This window comes from Sphingomonas sp. (assembly GCF_023266535.1).
Lineage (GTDB): Bacteria > Pseudomonadota > Alphaproteobacteria > Sphingomonadales > Sphingomonadaceae > Sphingomicrobium.
This window is the reverse complement of the sequence record NZ_JAHFPY010000019.1, coordinates 1-20,498: the sequence shown is the minus strand read 5'-3', so window position 1 is coordinate 20,498 and position 20,498 is coordinate 1. Positions and strand designations below refer to the sequence as shown.

At 64.5% G+C, this 20,498-nt stretch carries 20 protein-coding genes; 13 read left to right on the top strand and 7 right to left on the bottom strand.

The window, feature by feature from the left end:
* The first annotated feature begins 36 nt into the window (after window positions 1–36).
* The 4 genes from Q0C64_RS04525 (at window position 37) to Q0C64_RS04510 (ending at window position 3,628) form a co-directional block, all read left to right on the top strand.
* On the top strand, window positions 37–1,506 hold the full coding sequence (locus tag Q0C64_RS04525; RefSeq protein ID WP_294121121.1) for a leucyl aminopeptidase: 1,470 nt from the start codon (window positions 37–39) through the stop codon (window positions 1,504–1,506).
* Between the two features lie 126 nt (window positions 1,507–1,632).
* Window positions 1,633–2,070 (top strand): DNA polymerase III subunit chi, encoded by a 438-nt coding sequence (locus Q0C64_RS04520; RefSeq protein WP_294121119.1) that lies wholly within the window; start codon window positions 1,633–1,635, stop codon window positions 2,068–2,070.
* Between the two features lie 73 nt (window positions 2,071–2,143).
* Window positions 2,144–2,566 (top strand): nucleoside-diphosphate kinase, encoded by a 423-nt coding sequence (ndk, locus tag Q0C64_RS04515; RefSeq protein WP_294121117.1) that lies wholly within the window; start codon window positions 2,144–2,146, stop codon window positions 2,564–2,566.
* A gap of 126 nt (window positions 2,567–2,692) precedes the next feature.
* Window positions 2,693–3,628 carry an alpha/beta hydrolase gene (locus tag Q0C64_RS04510; protein WP_294121116.1) on the top strand — a complete coding sequence of 312 codons (936 nt, stop codon included), beginning with the start codon at window positions 2,693–2,695 and terminating at the stop codon, window positions 3,626–3,628.
* A 9-nt stretch (window positions 3,629–3,637) separates the two neighbouring features.
* Here Q0C64_RS04510 and Q0C64_RS04505 read toward each other — a convergent pair whose 3' ends face one another.
* The 3 genes from Q0C64_RS04505 to purM are packed head-to-tail and all read right to left on the bottom strand — an operon-like array spanning window position 3,638 to window position 6,159.
* Window positions 3,638–4,072 carry a DUF6265 family protein gene (locus tag Q0C64_RS04505; protein ID WP_294121115.1) on the bottom strand — a complete coding sequence of 145 codons (435 nt, stop codon included), beginning with the start codon at window positions 4,070–4,072 and terminating at the stop codon, window positions 3,638–3,640.
* Window positions 4,073–4,106: 34 nt separating this feature from the next.
* Window positions 4,107–5,069 (bottom strand): phosphoribosylglycinamide formyltransferase, encoded by a 963-nt coding sequence (purN, locus tag Q0C64_RS04500; protein WP_294121113.1) that lies wholly within the window; start codon window positions 5,067–5,069, stop codon window positions 4,107–4,109.
* Window positions 5,062–6,159, bottom strand: a complete 1,098-nt coding sequence (gene purM, locus Q0C64_RS04495) for a phosphoribosylformylglycinamidine cyclo-ligase (protein ID WP_294121140.1) — start codon at window positions 6,157–6,159, stop codon at window positions 5,062–5,064. The genes purN and purM overlap by 8 nt, the downstream gene beginning before the upstream one ends.
* A 62-nt stretch (window positions 6,160–6,221) precedes the next feature.
* Between purM and Q0C64_RS04490 the strand changes: the two genes are divergently transcribed.
* The 4 genes from Q0C64_RS04490 to Q0C64_RS04475 are packed head-to-tail and all read left to right on the top strand — an operon-like array spanning window position 6,222 to window position 11,666.
* Complete coding sequence (locus Q0C64_RS04490) at window positions 6,222–7,433, top strand: heavy-metal-associated domain-containing protein (RefSeq protein WP_294121111.1); 1,212 nt, start codon at window positions 6,222–6,224, stop codon at window positions 7,431–7,433.
* A complete protein-coding gene (locus Q0C64_RS04485; protein ID WP_294121108.1) occupies window positions 7,430–8,059 on the top strand; it encodes a DnaA/Hda family protein in 630 nt (209 codons plus the stop codon). Before Q0C64_RS04490 ends, Q0C64_RS04485 begins: the two co-directional genes overlap by 4 nt.
* On the top strand, window positions 8,056–10,182 hold the full coding sequence (locus Q0C64_RS04480) for an RNA degradosome polyphosphate kinase (protein WP_294121107.1): 2,127 nt from the start codon (window positions 8,056–8,058) through the stop codon (window positions 10,180–10,182). Before Q0C64_RS04485 ends, Q0C64_RS04480 begins: the two co-directional genes overlap by 4 nt.
* A gap of 20 nt (window positions 10,183–10,202) precedes the next feature.
* Complete coding sequence (locus tag Q0C64_RS04475) at window positions 10,203–11,666, top strand: Ppx/GppA family phosphatase (protein WP_294121105.1); 1,464 nt, start codon at window positions 10,203–10,205, stop codon at window positions 11,664–11,666.
* Here the strand turns inward: Q0C64_RS04475 and Q0C64_RS04470 are convergent.
* Entirely contained in the window at window positions 11,663–11,956 is a 294-nt protein-coding gene (locus tag Q0C64_RS04470; RefSeq protein ID WP_294121104.1) for an I78 family peptidase inhibitor, read from the bottom strand. The genes Q0C64_RS04475 and Q0C64_RS04470 overlap by 4 nt on opposite strands.
* 33 nt (window positions 11,957–11,989) lie before the next feature.
* The gene (rnd, locus tag Q0C64_RS04465; protein WP_294121103.1) at window positions 11,990–13,183 is read right to left on the bottom strand and encodes a ribonuclease D; all 1,194 of its coding nucleotides are present in this window, start codon (window positions 13,181–13,183) and stop codon (window positions 11,990–11,992) included.
* Between the two features lie 113 nt (window positions 13,184–13,296).
* On the opposite strand from rnd, the gene aspS reads away from it, so the two are divergent.
* Entirely contained in the window at window positions 13,297–15,084 is a 1,788-nt protein-coding gene (gene aspS / locus Q0C64_RS04460) for an aspartate--tRNA ligase (protein ID WP_294121102.1), read from the top strand.
* Window positions 15,085–15,173: 89 nt separating this feature from the next.
* Window positions 15,174–15,959, top strand: coding sequence for a polyphosphate kinase (locus Q0C64_RS04455; RefSeq protein ID WP_294121101.1), 786 nt, complete (start codon window positions 15,174–15,176; stop codon window positions 15,957–15,959).
* Here the strand turns inward: Q0C64_RS04455 and greB are convergent.
* Both greB and Q0C64_RS04445 read right to left on the bottom strand, forming a co-directional pair.
* Complete coding sequence (greB, locus tag Q0C64_RS04450; RefSeq protein WP_294121100.1) at window positions 15,956–16,441, bottom strand: transcription elongation factor GreB; 486 nt, start codon at window positions 16,439–16,441, stop codon at window positions 15,956–15,958. The genes Q0C64_RS04455 and greB overlap by 4 nt on opposite strands.
* Before the next feature lie 135 nt (window positions 16,442–16,576).
* On the bottom strand, window positions 16,577–18,583 hold the full coding sequence (locus Q0C64_RS04445) for a lytic transglycosylase domain-containing protein (RefSeq protein WP_294121098.1): 2,007 nt from the start codon (window positions 18,581–18,583) through the stop codon (window positions 16,577–16,579).
* Window positions 18,584–18,664: 81 nt separating this feature from the next.
* On the opposite strand from Q0C64_RS04445, the gene dapA reads away from it, so the two are divergent.
* The 3 genes from dapA to Q0C64_RS04430 all read left to right on the top strand — a co-directional run.
* Window positions 18,665–19,537: a 4-hydroxy-tetrahydrodipicolinate synthase gene (dapA, locus tag Q0C64_RS04440; protein ID WP_294121096.1), complete on the top strand. Its 873-nt coding sequence runs from the start codon at window positions 18,665–18,667 to the stop codon at window positions 19,535–19,537.
* Between the two features lie 37 nt (window positions 19,538–19,574).
* On the top strand, window positions 19,575–20,060 hold the full coding sequence (gene smpB, locus Q0C64_RS04435) for an SsrA-binding protein SmpB (protein ID WP_294121094.1): 486 nt from the start codon (window positions 19,575–19,577) through the stop codon (window positions 20,058–20,060).
* Window positions 20,053–20,498 (top strand): DUF2062 domain-containing protein (locus tag Q0C64_RS04430; protein WP_294121093.1); only part of this gene is annotated, 446 nt, incomplete at its 3' end. The genes smpB and Q0C64_RS04430, both read left to right, overlap by 8 nt.

Sequence of the window (20,498 nt, the reverse complement as noted above, 5' to 3'; positions counted from 1 at the left end):
GCGGCCAACTTTGAACGGCTGACTCTGAGGAATTTCATGGAAATCCGCTTTTCCGATACCCGCCCGAGCGGCGATTTTGCCCTGGTGTTTCCTTCCGCGGGGTCGACCCGCCCTGGTCTCGATAGCATCGGCGGCGCCAAGAGCGCCGTTGAGGGAGCGTTGAAGCGCAACCGGTTCGACGGCGAATCCGGCAGCCTGGTCGAACATTTTGTCGAGGGCGATAAAGGCGGCCGGTTGCTCGTAATCGGCACCGGCGACGAAGCGACCAAGGGCGACGCACCCGAAAAGCTGGGCGGAGCAGCAGTCGCTCGGCTCCTGACCTCTGGCGATACCGAAGCCGTGATCGACCTCAGCGGCTTGAACTACGATGCCGATGCGGCGGCCAGGGTCGCGCTCGGCGCCGCACTCCGCAGCTGGCGCCACGACCGTTATCGGACCAAGCTCAAGGACAAGCAGAAGCCGACGCTCACCAGCATCATCGTCGTTGGCGGCGCTCCGGGCTCGGAAGGCCGCTACAACAGCCGCTATGCGGCCGTGGTCGAGGGCGTGTCGCTGACCCGCGAGCTGGTCACCGAGCCGCCCAACATCATCTACCCGGAAACCTTCGTCGAGCGGGTCCAGAAGAGCATCGAAGGCTTGGGGCTCGAGGTGCAGGTGCTGGGCCGCGACCAGATGGCCAAGCTCGGCATGGGTGCCCTGCTCGGCGTCGCGCAGGGCTCGGTCCGCGAGCCGAAGCTGCTGGTCCTCAAATGGAATGGCGGCAAGGCCGGCGACGCGCCCGTTGCCTTCGTCGGCAAGGGCGTAACTTTCGACACCGGCGGTATCTCGATCAAGCCCGCCGCCAACATGGAAGCGATGAAGTGGGACATGGGCGGCGCCGGCGCCGTGGTCGGCGCGATGAAGGCGCTGGCCGGTCGCAAGGCCAAGGCCAATGTCGTCGCCGTTTGCGGCCTGGTCGAGAATATGCCCGACGGCAACGCGCAGCGGCCGGGCGACGTGGTCACCACCATGTCGGGCCAGACGGTCGAAGTGATCAACACCGACGCCGAGGGCCGGCTTGTGCTGGGTGATGCGATCACCTGGACGCAGAAGAATCTGAAGCCGAAGGCGATCGTCGATCTCGCCACGCTGACCGGGGCGATGGTGATCAGCCTCGGCCATGAATATGCCGGCATCTTCGCCAACGACGAGATCCTCGCCACGGCACTGATCAAGGCGGCCGACGCCAGCGGCGACAAGCTGTGGCGTCAGCCAATGGCGGAGGCCTATGACCGGCTGATCGACAGCCAGATCGCCGACATGAAGAATGTCGGCCCGCGCGAGGCCGGATCGATCACCGCCGCCCAGTTCATCAAGCGATTTATCGACGACGGCATCGCCTGGGCGCACCTCGACATCGCCGGCATGGCCTGGTCGGACAAAGACAAGCCAACCTACGCCAAGGGCGCGACCGGCTACGGTGTCAGGCTCCTCGACCAGTATATCGCCGACACGGTCGAGGGCTGATCCTTCGATACGCGGCCTCGCATGGCTCCGCCGCTACTCAGGATGAGCGGATTTCCATTTGACCGCTCATGCTGAGTAGGCATTGAGCAAAGTCGAAATGCCGTATCGAAGCACGCAGGCAGCCAGATGAGAGTCGACTTTTACCAACTCGGCGCGGCTCAGCCGGACCAAGTGATCGCGGCCATTGCCGGCAAGCTGATCGGGGAACAGCAGCGCCTGCTGGTGGTTGCGGCGGACGAAGGGCTGCTGGCCCGCCTCGATCGGCAATTGTGGGACCAGGGCGCAGCCAGCTTCCTGCCCCATGGCCTGGCCGGCGGTCCGGATGACACCTCCCAGCCGATCCTGCTCTCGACCGGCACCGACGCACCCAACCTCGCCCGCAACCTGCTGATTGCTGATGGCGAGTGGCGCGAGGCGGCGCTGGGCTATGACCGGGCCTTCTACCTGTTCGACGATGCGACGCTCGAAGGGGCCCGGCTGGCGTGGAAGCTGCTCGCCGGGCGCGAGGGTGTCGAGCGCAATTATTGGTCCCTCGAAGACGGCAAGTGGGTCAAGAAGGCCTGAGCCTTGCCCTAATGCTGCAGTGCGGCTAGGGGCGCGGCCAACCTAAAACCCCTGACAATCCTGGAGCTTTCCAATGGCGGTTACCCGCACTTTTTCGATCATCAAGCCCGACGCCACCCGTCGCAACCTGACCGGCGCGGTCACCAAGCTGCTGGAAGAAGCCGGCCTGCGCGTCGTCGCCTCGAAGCGGATCCGCATGACCCGCGACCAGGCCGAGGGTTTTTACGCGGTCCACAAGGAGCGTCCCTTCTACAACGACCTCTGCAGCTTCATGACCTCGGGTCCGGTGGTGGTTCAGGTCCTCGAGGGCGAGGATGCCGTCAAGCGTAACCGCGACGTGATGGGCGCGACCAACCCGGCCGACGCCGCCGAAGGCACCATCCGCAAGCTCTACGCCGAATCGATCGAGGCCAATTCGGTCCACGGTTCGGACAGCGACGACAATGCGGCGATCGAGATCGCCTACTTCTTCCAGCCCGGCGAAATCGTCGGCTAAATCAGGCTGAATCGAACGATCCAAGGCCGTCGGGGCGACCCGGCGGCCTTTTGCTTTGCGCCTGGTGCGTCTCAACGGCTACGGACGTCGCGTTCGGCATTCCGCTGACCCGATAGGGGGCAAGTCATGAACCGCTCGATCCGTTGGCTTTCGCTATTCGCGGCCGGGCTGCTTTTGACGGCACCTGCCTTTGCGAAAGTCGAGCCTTTCCCGGCGACCTTCAAGGTCCGCGAGATCCCGGTCAGCGGCGCGACGATCCATACGCGTATCGGCGGGCACGGGCCGGCAGTCTTATTGCTCCATGGTTTCGGGGACACCGGGGACATGTGGGCGCCGCTGGCGTCGCGGCTTGCCAAGGATCACACGGTTGTCGTGCCGGACCTTCGCGGCATGGGCCTCTCCTCCCATCCGGCGACCGGCTATGACAAGAAAAGCGAAGCGCAAGACATTGCCGCGGTGCTGCACAAGCTTGGCATCGACGGGCCCGTGGCCCTGGTAACGCACGATATCGGCAACATGGTCGGCTATGCGTTTGCGGCACAAAACCGGGCGCGAGTGACGCGCTGGGTGGTGATGGACGCGCCGCTACCCGGGCTTGGACATTGGGATGACGTCATCAAGGACCAGAGGACCTGGCATTTCGACTTCTATGGTCCGGACGAAGAGCGGCTCGTTGCCGGCCGCGAGCGCATTTACCTCGATCGCTTCTACAACGAGCTATCGGCCGACCCGAAGCACATCGATGAGGAGACTCGGCAGCACTACACCGCTCTCTATGCCCGACCACACGCCATGCATGACGCTTTCGAGCAGTTCAAAGCCTTCCGTCAGGACGCCATGGACAACCAGAAATTCCTTGCCGCGGGCAAGCTGACCGTGCCCGTCCTCGCCATCGGCGGGGAGAAGAGCTTCGGGCAGGGCTTTGCCAACGAGATCGAATTTGCGGCCACCAATGTCCGGGGGCTCAGCATCCGCGATTCCGGCCATTGGTTGATGGAGGAACAACCGGAAGCAACGATGAGCGCCATCATGGCATTCCTGGCCGAGACTGAAGCTCGATAGCCGGCAATCCTATTTCGCGGCAGCGAACGTGTTCTTGTAGCTCCACCGCTCCGGCTTGCTGCCGTCGGCAAGCGAGACTTCCGCGTCGAGCCCGTCTTTGGTCAAGACGTAACGCACGCGCTGCGGATAATCGTGAGACGCGTTGACGAAGGTGATCGACCTGGTGTCGGCCTCGCTCGCCTTGAACCCGACCGCGGGCGCGCCCTTGGGCGACCCGTAGAAGGTCACCGCGCCGTCCGCGCCGCGCTCGATCCGCATCCATTCCCAATGTTCGAGCCTGTCGCCGTTTCCTGTGCGGCCGGAGCCGATCATCAGCCCGCCGCGCGTATCGGTCCAGCACTCCTCGGTCCATTGTCCGGCATCCGTTCGCTGTTCCCAGCAGCCTGACAAAAATGCCGGCATCGGTAAGGCGGCCGCTTCGGCCAGCATCAGCAGGGCGATCATCGCTTGGCTCCCTCGTTTTGTGGCCGAACCTAGCCTAAAATTCGTCAGCGGCCCGCATCAATTTCGTCAAACGGGGCGGGGCCATCGCCTGCCAGCTGCGCTGTAGCCAGCCCGCGACATGGTCCCAGTCAACCCGCGGCCGGTCGAGTTTGATCCCGATCCAGTCGGACGGGCCATAATAGGCCGGGCGGAAGTACTGCTCGGGCTCGGCCTCGATCAGCTGGGCCATCTCGTCCTGGCCGCTGCACTTGAGCAGCACGCCGATATTTTCCTCGCCATGGTGGCGGTTCCACATAATCGCGAAGAATTTGCTGCCGCTCTTGCTGCCGACCTTCCAGCCGGGCGAGCCATGGCTTGTCTGAAAACTGGTTTCGGGCAGTTTGAGTGCCAGTTCGCTGACCTTGCCGGTGATCCAGTCAAAATCGCGCGTCCGGTTTAGGAATCGGATGACCGTATCGGGGTAGAGCTGATGCTCGGCGATCAGCACCCGTTCTTCCAGCGTTTCGGCCGTGTCGCTGGGCAGGATTGCTACTTCGACCTGACCCAGTATCTCGCCGCTGTCGAGTCCGGGCGTCACCAAATGAACGGTCGCTCCGCTGACCGTGTCACCATTGTCCAGCGCCTGCTGCTGCGTGTGCAGGCCTTTATATTTGGGCAGCAGCGAGGGGTGGATGTTGACGATCCGGCCAGCCCAGCGCGCAACGAAGTCGGCCGGGATAATGCGCATGAATCCGGCCAGCGCGATCAGGTCGATACCCGTCTCATCGAGACGCTGCTGCAACCTGTCCCAATAGGCAGCGCCAAGCGCCCTGGCGTCGAGCGGCTCGACCTGAATTCCTTCGGCTTTGGCAATCTCCAGGCCATGCGCATCTGGCTTGTCGCCAGTGACCAGCACCACTTCGTAAGGACAATCCTCGGCTCGCGAGGCGTAGATCAGCGCGGCCATGTTCGAGCCGCGGCCCGAAATCAGCACCGCGACCCGCGACCGATCAGCCATGGTGGCTGGTCGACCAGTCTTCCGTCGCGCTCCAGATCCCGGCGCTGCCCCGGACCGTACAGCCCGTCTCGCCCGCTTCGATCCGGCCGATGCGATGGACCGTCTCGCCCGCCGCTTCGAGGCGCCCGGTTACTTCGGCGACGTCATCCGGTGCGACAATCGCCACCATGCCGATGCCGCAGTTGAAGGTCCGCGCCAGCTCGCCCGGTTCGATCGCGCCGCCGGCCTGGAGGAAGGCGAACAGGCGGGGCAGGGGCCAGCTGTCGGCCTCGACCAGGGCATGGGTACCCTCGGGCAACACCCGCGGGATATTCTCCAGCAATCCGCCGCCGGTAATATGCGCCAGCGCACCGATCTTCCCTTCACGGACCAGCGGCAGCAGGCTTTTCACATAGATGCACGTCGGTTCGAGCAATGCATCGCCGAGCAGCCGATCCTGGTCGAACAGCGCAGGGCGGTCGAGCTTCCAGCCATTGACCTCGATCAATCGCCGAACCAGCGAAAAACCGTTGGAATGCACGCCTGAACTGGCGAGGCCGAGGATCACGTCGCCGGGCGCGACCCGCGTGCCGGTCAGCGCCTTGGCGCGATCAACGGCGCCGACGCAGAAACCGGCGAGGTCATAGTCGCCTTCCGAATACATTCCCGGCATTTCCGCGGTCTCGCCGCCGATCAGCGCGCAGCCGGCCTGGCGGCATCCTTCTGCAATCGACGCGACCACCGCCGCTGCAACCTCATTGTCGAGCTTTCCCGTGGCGTAATAGTCGAGGAAGAACAAAGGTTCGGCGCCCTGGACGATCAGATCATTGGCGCACATCGCCACCAGGTCGATGCCGATCCCGTCATGCTTGCCCATGTCGATTGCCAGCTTGAGCTTGGTGCCGACTCCGTCATTGGCGGCGACCAGCAGAGGATCCTCATATCCCGCGGCTTTGAGGTCGAAAAAGCCACCGAACCCGCCCAATTCGGCGTTAGCGCCGGGGCGGGCAGTGGCCTTGGCCAGCGGCGCGATCGCCTTCACCAGTGCATTGCCGGCAGCGATCGACACGCCGGCATCGGCATAGGTGAGCGGCTTGGAGTTCGACGTCATGGCGGAGCGACTAGCCATATCGAGCTTGGAATTCCACGCCATTGTCGCCAAAAGCGCGGGAGATGCTTCTTCGCCGGCCTTTCGTCCTAATCGCTGCCGCTCTGCTTGCCCTCGCTGGACTGGGCGGGGCGGTGATCGCGCAGATGGAAAGCGGTGAGCGCGGAATCCTGCCGATCGACAGCACCGGCACGCTCGAAATCACCGGGATCAAGGTCGATGTCGGCGGCAAGGACGCGGATTCGGCCCGCTACGCCGGCTGGCGCATCGCCCAGCGCGAGGGCTTCAAGGCGCTATGGGCCAAGATGAACAAGCGGCCGGTCAATGAAGCCCCGAATCTCCCGGACTCGGCACTCGACAATTTGGTCAGCTCGATCGTCGTAGAAAATGAGCAGATCGGCCCCAATCGGTACATCGCCTCCCTCGGCCTGCTGTTCGATCGCACTCGCGCCGGCGAGATTCTCGGGCTGGCCGGAGAGATCCGCCGCTCGGCGCCGATGCTACTGATCCCGGTGCTGATCTCGGGCGGGACGGCGACCAGCGTCGAGCTCCGCAATCCGTGGCAGCGCGCCTGGGCCCAGTTCCGCACGTCGCAAAGCGCGATCGATTATGTCCGGGTCAGCGGCCTCGGGGTCGATCCGCTGCTGGTTAATGCCGCCCAGACCCGCCGTCCCGGCCGCGGCTGGTGGCGCAACATCCTCGACCTTTACGGCGCGGCCAACATCCTGGTCGCCGAAGTGCGGCTCGACCGGCTCTATCCCGGCGGGCCGAGCAAGGCGCTGTTTATCGGCCGCTTCGGTCCCGACGGACGGACCTTGGGCAGCTTCGAGCTCACCGCCCGCAACAGCGACGATTTGCCGCGGATGATGAACGAGGGCGTCCAGCGCATGGACAATCTGTTCACTCAGGCGCTGGCCGCCGGAATCGTTCGCGGCGACCCGGACCTGATTATTCGGGCTGAGGCTCCGGCCAAGGAAGAGGACGAGGCGCCGATCGCGGCCGAGGTCGCCCCGACGGTGGTCCAGGTGTTGGTGATCGAACGCGGCGAAGCCGCCGCCGTGGCTCAGTCGATCGCGCAGATTCGCGGCCTGGCCGGCGTCATCTGGGTTACCCAGGCGCCACTGCCCAACGGCAATGCCAACCTCGCTGTCAATTACCGCGGCGACGCGGCGACGCTCGGTTCAGTCCTGTCGTCGCGCGGCTGGGCCGTGACCAATCGCGGCGGCGTGCTTTATGTGACCAGGGGGGCCGCGCCGGGAGTGAGCCCCTCCCAATGAAGCAGCCGGCGGACCAGATCGCGCTGCCGCTCGACTGGCCGCAAGCCAAGGACGCCAGCCGCTTCATCCTGTCCGAGGCCAACGCCACGGCGTTCGAGCATTTCCGGGCCTGGAGCCTGTGGCCGGTCAAGGCAACGATGCTAACCGGGCCGCGCCGTTCGGGCCGCTCTCTGCTCGCCCGCGCGTTCGTCGCCCGGGTCGGCGGCCGCCTGTTCGACGATGCCGAGGACCGGGACGAGGAAGAAATATTCCATGCCTGGAATGCCGCCCAGGACGATGGTCGCCCAATTGTCATGATTGTGGACGATGTACCACCGGTTTGGGAGGTAACATTGCCCGATTTGAGGACCAGACTGGCGATCACCCCGGTGGCCCGTATCGAACAGCCGGATGACGGCCTTTTCCGCTCGATCATCCGCCTGCTGTTCGCCGATCGCGGCCTGCATGTCCCCGACGATGCGCTGAGGTTCATTAGCGAGCGGGTCGAGCGCAGCTATTTCATGGCCGAGCGGGTGGTCGAGGCGATCGACCGCTTTGCCATCGCCGAGCGAGCCCGCCTGACCCTGCCGACCATCCGCCGGGCGCTCGGCGAAGGCGGCATCATCGATGCCAGGGGGGCGGCATGAACGTCGCATCCGACATCACCAAGAAACCCGCCCGCCTGTTCAATCGCGAATTGAGCTGGCTCGGCTTCAACCGCCGCGTGCTGGAGGAAGCGACCAATACGGCCCATCCTTTGCTCGAGCGGCTGCGCTTCCTGTCGATCTCGGGGCACAACCTCGACGAATTCTTCATGGTCCGGGTCGCTGGCCTCAAGGGCCACCAATTGCAGGGAATCGACGATCTGAGCGCCGACGGCATGACCGCGACGCAGCAGCTGGAAGCGATCGCGGCGGAGGCCGACTCGCTAGTCATCGCCCAGCAACAGGAGTGGATCCTGCTGCGCGAGGCGCTGTGCGATGCGGCGCTGACGGTCGTCGATCAGGACAGTTTGGCCGACGACGAGCGGCGATGGTTGGCGGACCATTTCCGCGAGCAGATCATGCCGGTGCTGACGCCGCAGGCGATCGACCCGTCGCACCCGTTCCCGTTCATTCCCAACGGCGGGTTCAGCCTGATCTTCGACCTCCGCCAGGGCAAGAAGCAGGAGCCGGTGGTCGAATTGCTGATGATCCCGCCGACGCTGCCGCGGTTCATCAGGCTGCCCGGTGCCAAGCTGCGGTTCATCGCCATTGAAACTGTCGTCCGCGCCCATTTCGACCAGCTGTTCCCCGGTTTCGACAAGGTCGACGCCGGCGCCTTCCGCCTGATCCGCGACAGCGACATCGAGGTGCAGGAAGAGGCCGAAGACTTGGTCCGCTACTTCCGCAGCGCCATCAAGCGCCGCCGCCGCGGCCGCGTCATCCGCCTGGAATTCGCCGCCGATACGCCGCCAAACCTTGAAACCATGGTCCGCGAAGGGCTGGCAGCCGACACCGCGCTGGTCGCCGAAAGCGCCGGCTTCATCGGTATCGCCGACTTGGGGCAGCTGGTCGATGCCGACCGTCCCGACCTCAAATTCACGCCCTACTCGCCGCGGTTCCCAGAGCGAATCGTCGAGCATGACGGCGATTGCTTCGCCGCCATTCGCGCCAAGGATTTCATTGTTCACCATCCCTACGAAGCGTTTGAGGTGGTTGTCGCCTTCTTGAGGCAGGCTGCCGAAGATCCGGACGTGGTTGCGATCAAACAGACGCTCTACCGCGCCGGCAAGCAGTCGGCGATCATCGATGCACTGGTCGCCGCCGCCGAGGCCGGAAAATCGGTCACCGCGGTGGTCGAATTGAAGGCCCGCTTCGACGAAGAACAGAATCTGCTGTGGGCCAGCCGTCTCGAACGCGCCGGCGTGCAGGTCATCTACGGCTTCGTCGAATGGAAGACCCACGCCAAGGTCTCGATGGTCATTCGCCGCGAGGGTTCAGTGATGCGCACCTACTGTCACTTCGGCACCGGCAACTATCACCCGACAACGGCCAAGATTTACACCGACCTCAGCTATTTCACCGCCTCGCGCCGCGCCGCCCGCGACGCCGCCAAGCTGTTCAACCTCACCACTGGCTACGTCCAGCCAAAGGGCCTCGAATTGCTGACGCTAAGCCCGCAGGGGCTGCGCGACAAAATCCTCAACCTGATCGACGCCGAAATCGCCAACGCCAGGGCCGGCAAGCCGTCGGCAGTCTGGGCCAAGATGAACAGCCTGGTCGACCAGATCGTGATCGAAAAGCTCTACCAGGCGAGCGAGGCCGGCGTGTCGATCGAGCTGATCGTGCGCGGCGTCTGCTGCCTCCGCCCTGGCGTCCCCGGCCTGTCGACAAACATTAACGTGAAATCGATTGTCGGCCGCTTCCTCGAACACAGCCGCATCTTCGTTTTCGCCAACGGCGCCCGGCTGCCGCATCGCAATGCCAAGGTCTACATCAGCTCGGCCGACTGGATGCCGCGCAACTTCGACCGCCGGGTCGAATATATGATGCCGATCGAAAATCCGACGGTTCACGCGCAGGTGCTCGACCAGGTGATGATCGCCAATCTGATCGACAATGAGCAGAGCTGGGTGCTGAATCCCGACGGCAGCTACACCCGCCTCAAGCCGGGCAAACGCCATTTCAACCTGCATCGTTATTTCATGACCAACCCCTCGCTGTCCGGCCGCGGCCAGTCGCTGGAAGGCAAGGCGGTGCCCAAGTTGCGGTTGACGCAGCGGGGCTAATCCGCTCTCCCGTCAACGTCATGGGGGTAAAGCGCTTCGGCCCGGTCGGGATCATCGACATCGGCTCCAACAGCGTCCGCTTCGTCGCCTATGGCGGCGCCGCGCGTGTGCCATCGACCCTGTTCAACGAGAAGATCATGGCTGCGCTTGGTCGAGGCGTGGCGAAGAACGGCCTGCTCGATGAGGAAGGCGTCGGCAAGACGCTCGAGGCATTGGCCCGCTTCCGACAGCTGGCGCGCGAAATGCGGCTCAAGAAATTGCACACCGTGGCCACGGCTGCGGTGCGCGACGCCCGGAACGGCAAGGCCTTCCTGAAACGCGTTGCCGAACTGGGCCTCAAGCCGCGCCTGCTGTCCGGCAGCGAAGAGGCAGAGCTTTCCGGCCTCGGAGTCATCTCCGCCATTCCCGATGCCAAGGGTATGGTCGCCGATCTGGGCGGCGGCAGCCTGGAGCTGATCGGAGTCGCCCGCGGCGCCGCGGGCGCCGGCATTTCGCTGCCGCTCGGCGTGCTCCGCGTCGGAACCGAACCCCGGCGCGAGGACATTTCCGCAGCGATCAAGGCCGGGATGAAGGGGCGCCAGCTCAAGGGCGTCGCCAAGGACAGCAATCTCTACCTGGTCGGCGGCTCGTTCCGCGCGCTCGCCTTGCTCGACATGAAGACGCAGGGCCATCCGCTGCCGATCGTCCACCATCACAAGATCAATCCTGCGCGGCTCCCGGATTTGCGCGCGATCCTCGCGACGCTCGACGTCGAGGAATTGAAGCTGCTGACGGGCATCTCACTGGCTCGTTTGCCGACCCTTCCGGCCGCGGTGACGATTCTCGAAGCACTGATCGACACGCTGTCGCCACGGAAGGTGATCGTCTCCGCCTTCGGGATCCGCGAAGGCCTGCTCTACGGCGATCTCGACGAGGCAACCAAGGACGAGGACCCGTTGCTCTCAGCGGCGTTGGAGATCGGCGACCGGCTTGGCCGGTTCGGCGACCATGGAGCGGCGCTCGACCAGTGGATGGACCCGCTGTTCCCGACCGACAGCCCGGAACTCAAGCGATACCGGCTGGCCGCCTGTCTGTTGGGTGATATCGCCTGGAATGCGCATCCCGATTATCGCGCCGAGCGCGCGGTCGACCTCGCCATCCACGGCAATTGGGTCGGCATCGACGCCAATGGCCGCGCGGTGCTCGGCCGGGCGCTGTGCAGCGCTTTTAGCGGGGACAGCGGGTTCAGTCCGGAAATATTGACCCTTCTGCAGCCCGGCGAGGATGCCCGGGTCAGTGCCTGGGGCCGCGCGATCCGACTGGCTCAGCGCCTCAGCGGCGGCACCGAAGCGCTGCTCCGCAAGACCAGGATCGGGCTTGAGCCGGGCAGGGTCGTGCTGTCGATACCGACCAGGCATCACGAGCTGTTCGCGGATTCGGTCGACCGCCGGCTTCATCTGCTGGCTCGGGCACTGGGCCGCGTCGCCGACGTCCGCTTTATCTAGCCGCAGCTGGCGCGCTCGACCTTATTATCGTCATCGAGCGCCACGGTGATCCGGTCGCCTCGGAAGTCCATCGTTACCGCGCCGCCCTTGGGAACCCAGCGAATGACCCTCGCGCCCGATGCCTTCAGCATATTGACTCCCAGCTCGGTTGACGCCGGTTGGCCGATGAACTGGTCGAGCGCCGCGGCGCGGCAGGTCCCGGGCAGTGGCCCCGGGGCGGTCCCGTCCGACTGGGCGATCTGGCAGGCTGCCAGCGGCAGCAGGGCAATGCTCGCAACCAAATTTCGCATGGGACCCTCCACAAAATTGGTTCGACAAAGGATTCAGGCGGTTTGAAGTTCCCCTGAATCGACCGGGATGCGGCTCATCTTCAATTTGCCATTCTCGGTGGCGAATGCCAGCCGGCCCTCGACCAGGTCGAGCGCGTCGCGGCCGAATTCCTCGAACCGCCAGCCGTCGAGAATATGGAGATTCTTGCGAACTCCGGCGGCCAATGCCTCAAGCTCGTCCGAACGGGCGATCAGCTTGGCCGCGACCCCGGCCTCCTTGGAGCGAATCTTGAGCAGCAGCTTGAGGAGGTCGCTGACCAGCGCCGCATCCTTGGTCAGGCCGGGGCGGCTCGGTTCGCGCTGGGGCAGTTCGTCGCCTTCCAGCGGCTTGGCCGTGGCCAGCGCCGACATCATCCGTGCGCCAATGTCATTGGCCCGCCAGCCCGACGACAGGCCGCGGACCTTGCCCAGATCGTCCTGGGTCTTGGGCGGGTGGCTGGCCAGTTCGTTCAGCGTGTCGTCCTTGACGATTCGCCCGCGCGGCAGGTTCTTCGACCGGGCTTCGGTCTCTCGCCAGCCGGCCAGCGCCTTGAGCCGCCCGAGCACCGCCGGGTTCCGGCTTGGTAACTTCAGCCGCTTCCACGCTTCCTCCGCCTCAAAGGCGAAGCTCGACGGGTCGGCCAGCCGCTCCATTTCCTCATCGAGCCAGGCGCCGCGACCGGTCTTGATCAGCTTCTTGACCAGCTTCGGGAAAATCTCCGCCAAATGGGTGACGTCGGCGATTGCATAGTCGATCTGGCGCTTGTCGAGCGGACGGCGCGACCAGTCGGTGAAGCGCGCACCCTTGTCCAGCGTATGGCCGAGCACGCTTTCGACCAGGTTGGAGTAGCCGACCTGCTCGCCGTAGCCGAGCGCCATCGCCGCAATCTGGGTGTCGAACAGCGGATTGGGCACTTTGCGGGTAAGGTTATGGATGATTTCCAGATCCTGCCCGCCGGCATGAAATACCTTCAGCACGGCATGATTGTTGACCAGCAGGTCGAGCAGCGGCGTCAAATCGATGCCGTCGGCCTTGGGATCGATCGCCGCCGCTTCGTCGGTGGTCGCGACCTGGATCAGGCAGAGGTCCGGCCAATAGGTGTTTTCGCGCATGAATTCCGTGTCGACCGTGACGAAGTCATGGGTCGACATTCGGGAGACGAGGGCGGAAAGCTCTTTGGTGGTGGTAATAAGCGGGTGAATCTTCATCTGCCGCGGGCCATAGCGGCTGCCACGCGCCTTGACAAAGGGACGAGTGAACGCGAAGCGGCGGCGCTTGATTTCTCCGCCTCAGCGGCCCTTTTTTCAGCGAGCCCAATTCAATGCACGCCTACCGTACCCATAGCTGTGCCGACCTTCGGAAGAGCGACGTCGGTTCGACCGTCCGCCTGTCCGGCTGGATTCACCGCAAGCGCGATCATGGCGGGGTGCTGTTCGTCGATTTGCGTGATCATTATGGCCTGACCCAGATCGTCTGCGCCGCGGGCAGCGAGCCGCTGAAGATTCTCGACCATTTGAAGCTCGAGTCGGTCGTGACGATCACCGGCGAAGTGGTTGACCGCGAAGGCGGGGCGGTGAATCCAAAGCTCGCCACCGGCGACATCGAGGTGGTGGCCAGGGAGGTGGCGGTTCAGTCGTCGGCCAATGAACTGCCGATGCCGGTAGCCGGCGAGCAGGAATACCCGGAGGATATCCGCCTCAAATACCGCTACCTCGACCTGCGCCGTGACCGGCTCCACGCCAACATCATGCTGCGCTCGAAGGTGATCGCCTCGATCCGCCGGCGGATGATCGACCAGGGGTTCACCGAGTTCCAGACGCCGATCCTGACCGCGTCCTCGCCCGAAGGCGCACGTGATTATCTCGTGCCCTCCCGCGTCCACCCCGGCAAATTCTACGCGCTCCCGCAGGCGCCGCAGATGTTCAAGCAGCTGCTGATGGTCGCCGGCTTCGACCGCTATTTCCAGATCGCGCCCTGCTTCCGCGACGAGGACGCCCGTGCCGACCGCAGCCCGGGCGAATTCTACCAGCTCGACTTCGAAATGAGCTTCGTCACGCAGGACGATGTGTTCGCGGCGATCGAGCCGGTGCTGTCCGGCGTCTTCTCCGAGTTCGGCGAGCGCAAGTACGTCACTCCGGCCGGCGAATATCCGCGCATTCCCTACAAGGAAGCGCTGCTCAAATACGGCAGCGACAAACCCGACCTCCGCAATCCGTTGCTGATCAGCGACGTCGGCGAGCATTTCCGCGGCTCGGGCTTCGGCCTGTTCGCCGGTCTGGTCGAAAAGGGCATGTCGGTCCGCGCGGTCCCGGCCCCGGGAACGGCGGAAAAGAGCCGCAAATTCTTCGACGACATGAACGAATGGGCCCGCGGCGAAGGCTTTGCCGGCCTCGGCTATGCCACTCGCAAGGGCGGCGAATGGGGCGGCCCGATCGCCAAGAACCATGGCACCGAGGGCATGGACAAGATCGCCGAAGCGATGGGTCTTGGCCCGGACGACGGCATCTTCTTCGCCGCCGGCAAGGAGGATGACGCGGCCAAGCTCGCCGGCTTCGCCCGCACCCGCGTCGCCGAGCAGCTAGGCTTGATCGAGCAGGGCGCTTTCCGCTTCTGCTGGATCGTCGATTTCCCGATGTTCGAATTTAACGAAGAGCAGCAGAAGATCGACTTCAGCCACAATCCCTTCTCGATGCCGCAGGGCGGGATGGAAGCGCTGGAGACGAAGGAGCCGCTCGACATCCTCGCCTGGCAATATGACATCGTCTGCAACGGCGTGGAGCTATCGTCTGGCGCGATCCGCAACCATCGCCCCGACATCATGTACAAGGCGTTCGAAATCGCCGGCTACAGCCGCGAGGAAGTCGACACCGGCTTCCCGGGCATGATCGGCGCCTTCAAGTTCGGCGCTCCGCCGCACGGCGGCTCGGCGCCGGGCATCGACCGCATCGTCATGCTGCTCGCCGACGAGCCCAACATCCGCGAGGTGATCGTCTTCCCGATGAACCAGAAGGCCGAGGATCTGATGATGAATGCCCCGGCACCGGTGATGGACAAGCAGCTCAAAGAGCTGTCGATCCGCATCGTCGCGGACGGGGCGCCTAAGGCCTAGCGAACGGCTCGCGGCGCGAGACCTTCCCATTGTCGGACAATCGAGTGAAGCCGATTGCGGCGGATACCCCTTTGAGTTAGGCCTCGTTGGTGCCGATCGATTTAACGGAATTTGAACGGGGGGTTCCGTTCTCCGGGAACGTCGCTGAAGCGCTCGAGGCGCTTGAGCGCCGCTTGGCGCGCCTGCAGCTGTCGCAGATCGTCCACCGCAAACGGGCAATCATCCTGTTCGAAGGCTGGATGGGCGCGGGCAAGCGGTCGGTGCTCAAGAAGCTGGTCGGTTCGCTTGATCCGACGCAGGTGCGCGTCGTCAAGGTCGCGGGCAGCGACGACATGGACGACGACCGTCACTGGCTGGCGCCGTTCTGGAGCCGCCTTCCCGCGGCCGGCAATACCACCATCTTCTATCGCAGCTGGTACCGGCTGGTGCTCGAGCAGCGCATGCTCGGCAATATGGACGACAAGCGCTGGGCCCGGGCGCTTGACGAGATCAACGAGTTTGAGGCGCAGCAGCGCGACCATGGCACGATGATCGCCAAACTGTTCTTCCACGTCACGCCGGAAAAGCAGGCGGCCAGTCTCCGCGCGCGCCAGGAAGATCCCTGGCTCCGCCACCTGCGCGATTTCCAGCCGATCGTCGGCCCGGCCAACCGCGACCGCGCCGATGAGGTGCTGCAGGATTTCTTCGCCCACACCAACACCCGCTGGGCGCCGTGGACGCCGATCGATGCCAATGACGAAACCGCCGGCTGCATCACCGCGCTGACCGCGATCGCCGACCAGATGGAAAGAGCCATGCCGGCCGAGCCGCCGGCCATGGGGGAGACAATCGTCCCGTTCCGCTCGCCCAAGGCCTCGGAACAGACCAGCGCCTAATCCGGATAATTTATCCGGATCACCTCATAGCTTTTCTCGCCCGCCGGCAGGCGGACGACCCGCTCGTCGCCGACCCTGGCGCCGATCAGCGCCCGGGCGATCGGCGCGGCCCAGCTGATTCGTCCTTCCGAAGCATCGGCCTCGTCCTCGCCCACCAGCGTCACCACCCGCCGCTCGTCGTCTTCGTCAGCCAATTCGACGATTGCCCCGAATCGGACCGTATCGCGCTGCTCCTGCCGCGACGGATCGACCACCTTGGCCGCCTTCATCACTTTGGCCAGATAGCTCAGCCGCCGGTCGATCTCGCGCAGCCTCTTCTTGCCGTAGAGATAGTCGGCATTTTCCGACCGGTCGCCGAGCGACGCCGCCCAGGACACCGTCTCGACGATCTTGGGCCGCTCGACCCCGAACAGCTCGTCATATTCGGCGCGGAGCCGCGCGAAACCCTGCGGCGTGATGAATCTGGGAGGGCGGTCGGTCACCAAATTCCTCCCCGTCGCCTAGCGATGGGGAGGGGAACCGCCGGAGGCGGTGGAGGGGTAACAGACAATTGTTTCATCTACCCCTCCACCATCCTTCGGATGGTTCCCCTCCCCAGCATTTGCAGGGGAGGAACGTTAGCCCGGGCGCTGCGACTTGCCGAGATAGGCCGAGATATGCACCGTCTGCGGCCCGGGCAATGACGGGTTCAGCCGGTCGTAGACCACGCTGTTCTCCAGCACTCGCTGGACGTAGCCGCGGGTCTCCTCGAACGGGATCTTCTCGATCCAGCTGACGATGTCGATGTTGCCGCGCGGGTCGCCATAGGTGTTGATCCACTTGCGGACATTGCCCGCCCCGGCGTTGTAGCTCGCCACCGCCAGCGGGTAATTGCCGTCCCAGGTGTTGACCAGCCGCTGGAAATAGGCGCTGCCCAGCATGACATTATAGGCCGGGTCGGACGTCAGCCGGGCATAATCGTAGCCGACCCCCAGCTTGCCGGCCTGCTCGCGCGCCGTTCCGGGCATCAGCTGCATCATTCCTCGGGCATTGGCGCCGCTGACCGCGGCCCGGTCGAAGCTCGATTCTTGCCGGGTGATACCATGCACCAGCGACCACATCCGTCCGGACGGGACGTCGACCGGGTGGGTCGGGTAAGTCGCCTTGTAATAGAAGGCGCTGCCGGCATTGCGCGCCGACCGCGCGGTCCACACCGCCAGGTCCGGCCGCCATACCTGCGTGGCCAGCTCGACCGCCAGCAGCCGCTCCGTATCGCCATTCAAATTCTCGGACAGGGCGCGAATGAACAGGCTCTGCTCGCTCCACAACCCTTGCTGGCCGAGCAATTTCACCGCCCGCACTAGCCGCTTCTGCGCAAACACCTGGCGCTGCGCATCGGTCAGCGGCATCGTCGGCGCGGCCGCCGGCTGCGGCACGATCCTGCCCAGCCGCTCCAGCGCCAGCTGGCCGTAGAATAGTTCGGGGGTGGCGGACGCCCGCTCGAAATAATTGCGCGCACCCAACGGATCGCCGCCTTGCGATGCTGACCGGCCAGCCCAGTACCAGCCCTTGGTCTTGACCTGCAGCGAGCGCCCGGCGGCGGCATATTTGTCGAACAGGGGGATGGCGTCGCGGCCGCGGTTCATCCGCTCCAGTGTAACCGTCCCGGCGGTCCAGGTGATCGTCGTATAGTCGTCGCGGATGGCATAACTTTTCAGGCTAATGTCGGCGCCCAGCGCGAAGGCGTCATCGACCTGGCGGCCAATGTCATAGGCGGTCTGCCACTGCCGGTCGCCGGCTGCTTCGCGCACCAAAAGCGACATCATGTCGAGGAAACGCTCGGGATTGGCCGGCCGGTAGGTGAAATTGTGGGTCCGGGCGAACAGGTCGCGCGACGCCTGCACATAGCCATTATCGCGAAGGTAACGGGCGCGGTCCATCATCAGCCCCGCGTCGCTGGTGACCTGGCCGGTCACCGCCTGGTAGCGCTGCTCGGCGTCATCCATCCTCGACTGCATTGCAATGCGCGCCTCGAATGCCGCCTTGCGGGCCGAGCTTGCCCAGGCCAGCATGCGGTAGGCATCGTTATATTTCTTGTCGAACAGCAGCGCGTCGACCCGCTTGTCATGGTCCGTCGCGTTCAGCTGGCTGCCGAACCTCGCGAACAAGGATTGCTCGTCATATTGGCTAAGGTCGCTCGACACCCAGGCGCCCCTAGCCGCGGCCAGCGCTTCGGCGGGACGGCCTGACGCCAGATTGGCCTCCGCCAGCCTGGCCCAGCCATTGCCGCTCTGCGGCTCGGCCGAGCGGAAGAAGGCCAGCACCAGATTGGCATTTTCGCCCGGCCGCATCGCCTTTTCCGCGCTCCGCCTTATGCCGCTTTCATTGGGCCAGCCGGGGTTGGCGTTCACGTAGCGGGCGTAATCGGCGAACGTATAGCCGTCGCTGGCTTTGAGCCGGCGCCAGTCGGCCAGTGCGTAATTAATGTCGTAAACCGCGGTCTGGCCAGTGGCGGCCAGGCTGGCGGGCTGGATCGTGGCCGGCCGGGGCGCGAGCGGATCGACCGGCGCCTGCTGCATCGAGGCAGCCGCCATCGACGATAGAAATAGTGACCCGATAATCCCCAACTTTCTCATGCTGGACATTATCACCCCCAAGTCCTTATCAGCCGCTGAACAAACGCACGGCCGTTTTTCGCGATCCCGCCTATGCGAAGGAAAAGTTTCATGTTTTTTGGGTCGATTCCAGCGCTGGTGACGCCATTTGCGGCAGGGCGAGTCAATGAAGCGGCGTTCCGAGAGCTGGTCGAATGGCAGATTGACGAGGGATCGAACGCGCTGGTGCCCTGCGGCACGACCGGGGAGGGGGCGACCCTCACCGACGACGAGCATCGCCGGGTCATCGAAATCACCGTCGAAGTGGCTCGTAGCCGCGTTCCGGTGATCGCCGGTTGCGGCTCGAACAACACCGCCCATGCGATCGAGCTGACCAAGGCGGCCAAGGCGGCCGGCGCCGACGCCGCGCTGCATGTCCCGCCCTATTACAACCGGCCCAACCAGGACGGCATTTACGGCCATCTGGCGGCGGTCGCCGACCTCGACATCCCGGTCATCCTCTACAATGTCCCGGGCCGGACCGTCACCGACATTTCGGTCGACACGATGGCCCGCCTGTCGCGCCTGCCCAACGTCGTCGGGGTCAAGGATGCGACCGGCAATCTCGGCCGGGTTTCGGACCAGCGCCGGGCCTGCGGCAAGCAGTTCATTCAGATCAGCGGCAACGACGAGACCGCGCTGGCCTTCAACGCCATGGGCGGGGTGGGGTGCATCTCGGTCACCGCCAATGTCGCGCCCCGGCTTTGCTCGCAATTCCAGGACGCGACGCGGGAGGGGCGCTGGGACGAGGCGCTGGAGCTGCAGGACCGGCTCTATCCGCTGCACGTCGCACTGTTCACCGACGCCTCGCCGGGCCCGGTTAAATATGCGCTGTCGCGGGTCAAAAACGGCTTCTCCGCCGAATTGCGAGCCCCAATGACCGAACCGTCGGCGGCATCGAAGAAGGCCGTCGACGAGGCGTTGGCGCACGCCGGACTCGCCTAAGGTTCAATCCCCGCGTAGGCGGTCCCGCAGAATCGAAATGTCCAAATCAGCCCCAATCAAGGAATTCGACAAGGCCAAGGTCGTCGCCGAGAACCGGCGCGCGCGCTTCGACTATTTCGTCGAGGAACGGTTCGAGGCCGGGATCGAGTTGCAGGGTACGGAGGTCAAGGCGCTGCGCACCGGCGAAGGCTCTATCGCGGAGAGCTATGCGCTGGTCGAGGGCGAGGAAGTCTTCCTCATCAACAGCCACATCCCGCAATATGGCGCCGGCAGCTGGATGAACCATGAGCCGCGGCGGCGGCGCAAGCTGCTGCTGCGCGCCAGGGAAATCGACAAGCTGCAGGGCGCGATCACCCGGCAGGGGCTGACGCTGGTGCCCTTGAGCATCTATTTCAATTCGCGGGGGCGGGCGAAGATCGAGCTGGCGCTGGCCAAGGGCAAGAAGGTCCATGACAAGCGCGAGACGATCAAGGAACGCGACTGGAAACGGGAACAGGGCAGGCTATTGAGGCAGCGTGGTTAAGTTCCTGAAGCGCATGGTGCGCGAAAATACCCCGACCCGCGACGAAGTTCTGGCCAGTCCATGGCTGAAGCCGTTCGGCGAACGCATCCGGCATAGCGAATTGTGGCGCTTCACCCGCCGTTCCGTGCCGCGCGGCGTGTTTGCCGGCCTGCTGATCGGCATATTCCTGATGGTCCCGGGGTTGCAGATTGTCGGTGCGGCGCTGCTGTGCGTACCCCTGCGCGGCAATATCCCGATCGCCGCGGCGATGACCTTCCTGTCCAACCCGCTGACCACGCCTTTCTTCCTTTATGCGGCGATCGACGTCGGTAGCAGGATCGGATTTCACGCCGACCTGGCCTCATTCCTTGCGCTGCGCGGCAAAAGCGTTTCGATATGGCTGCAGTGGCTGCTTTCCGATGCCGCGCCGGCTCTGGTAAGCGGGCTGTTCCTGATCGG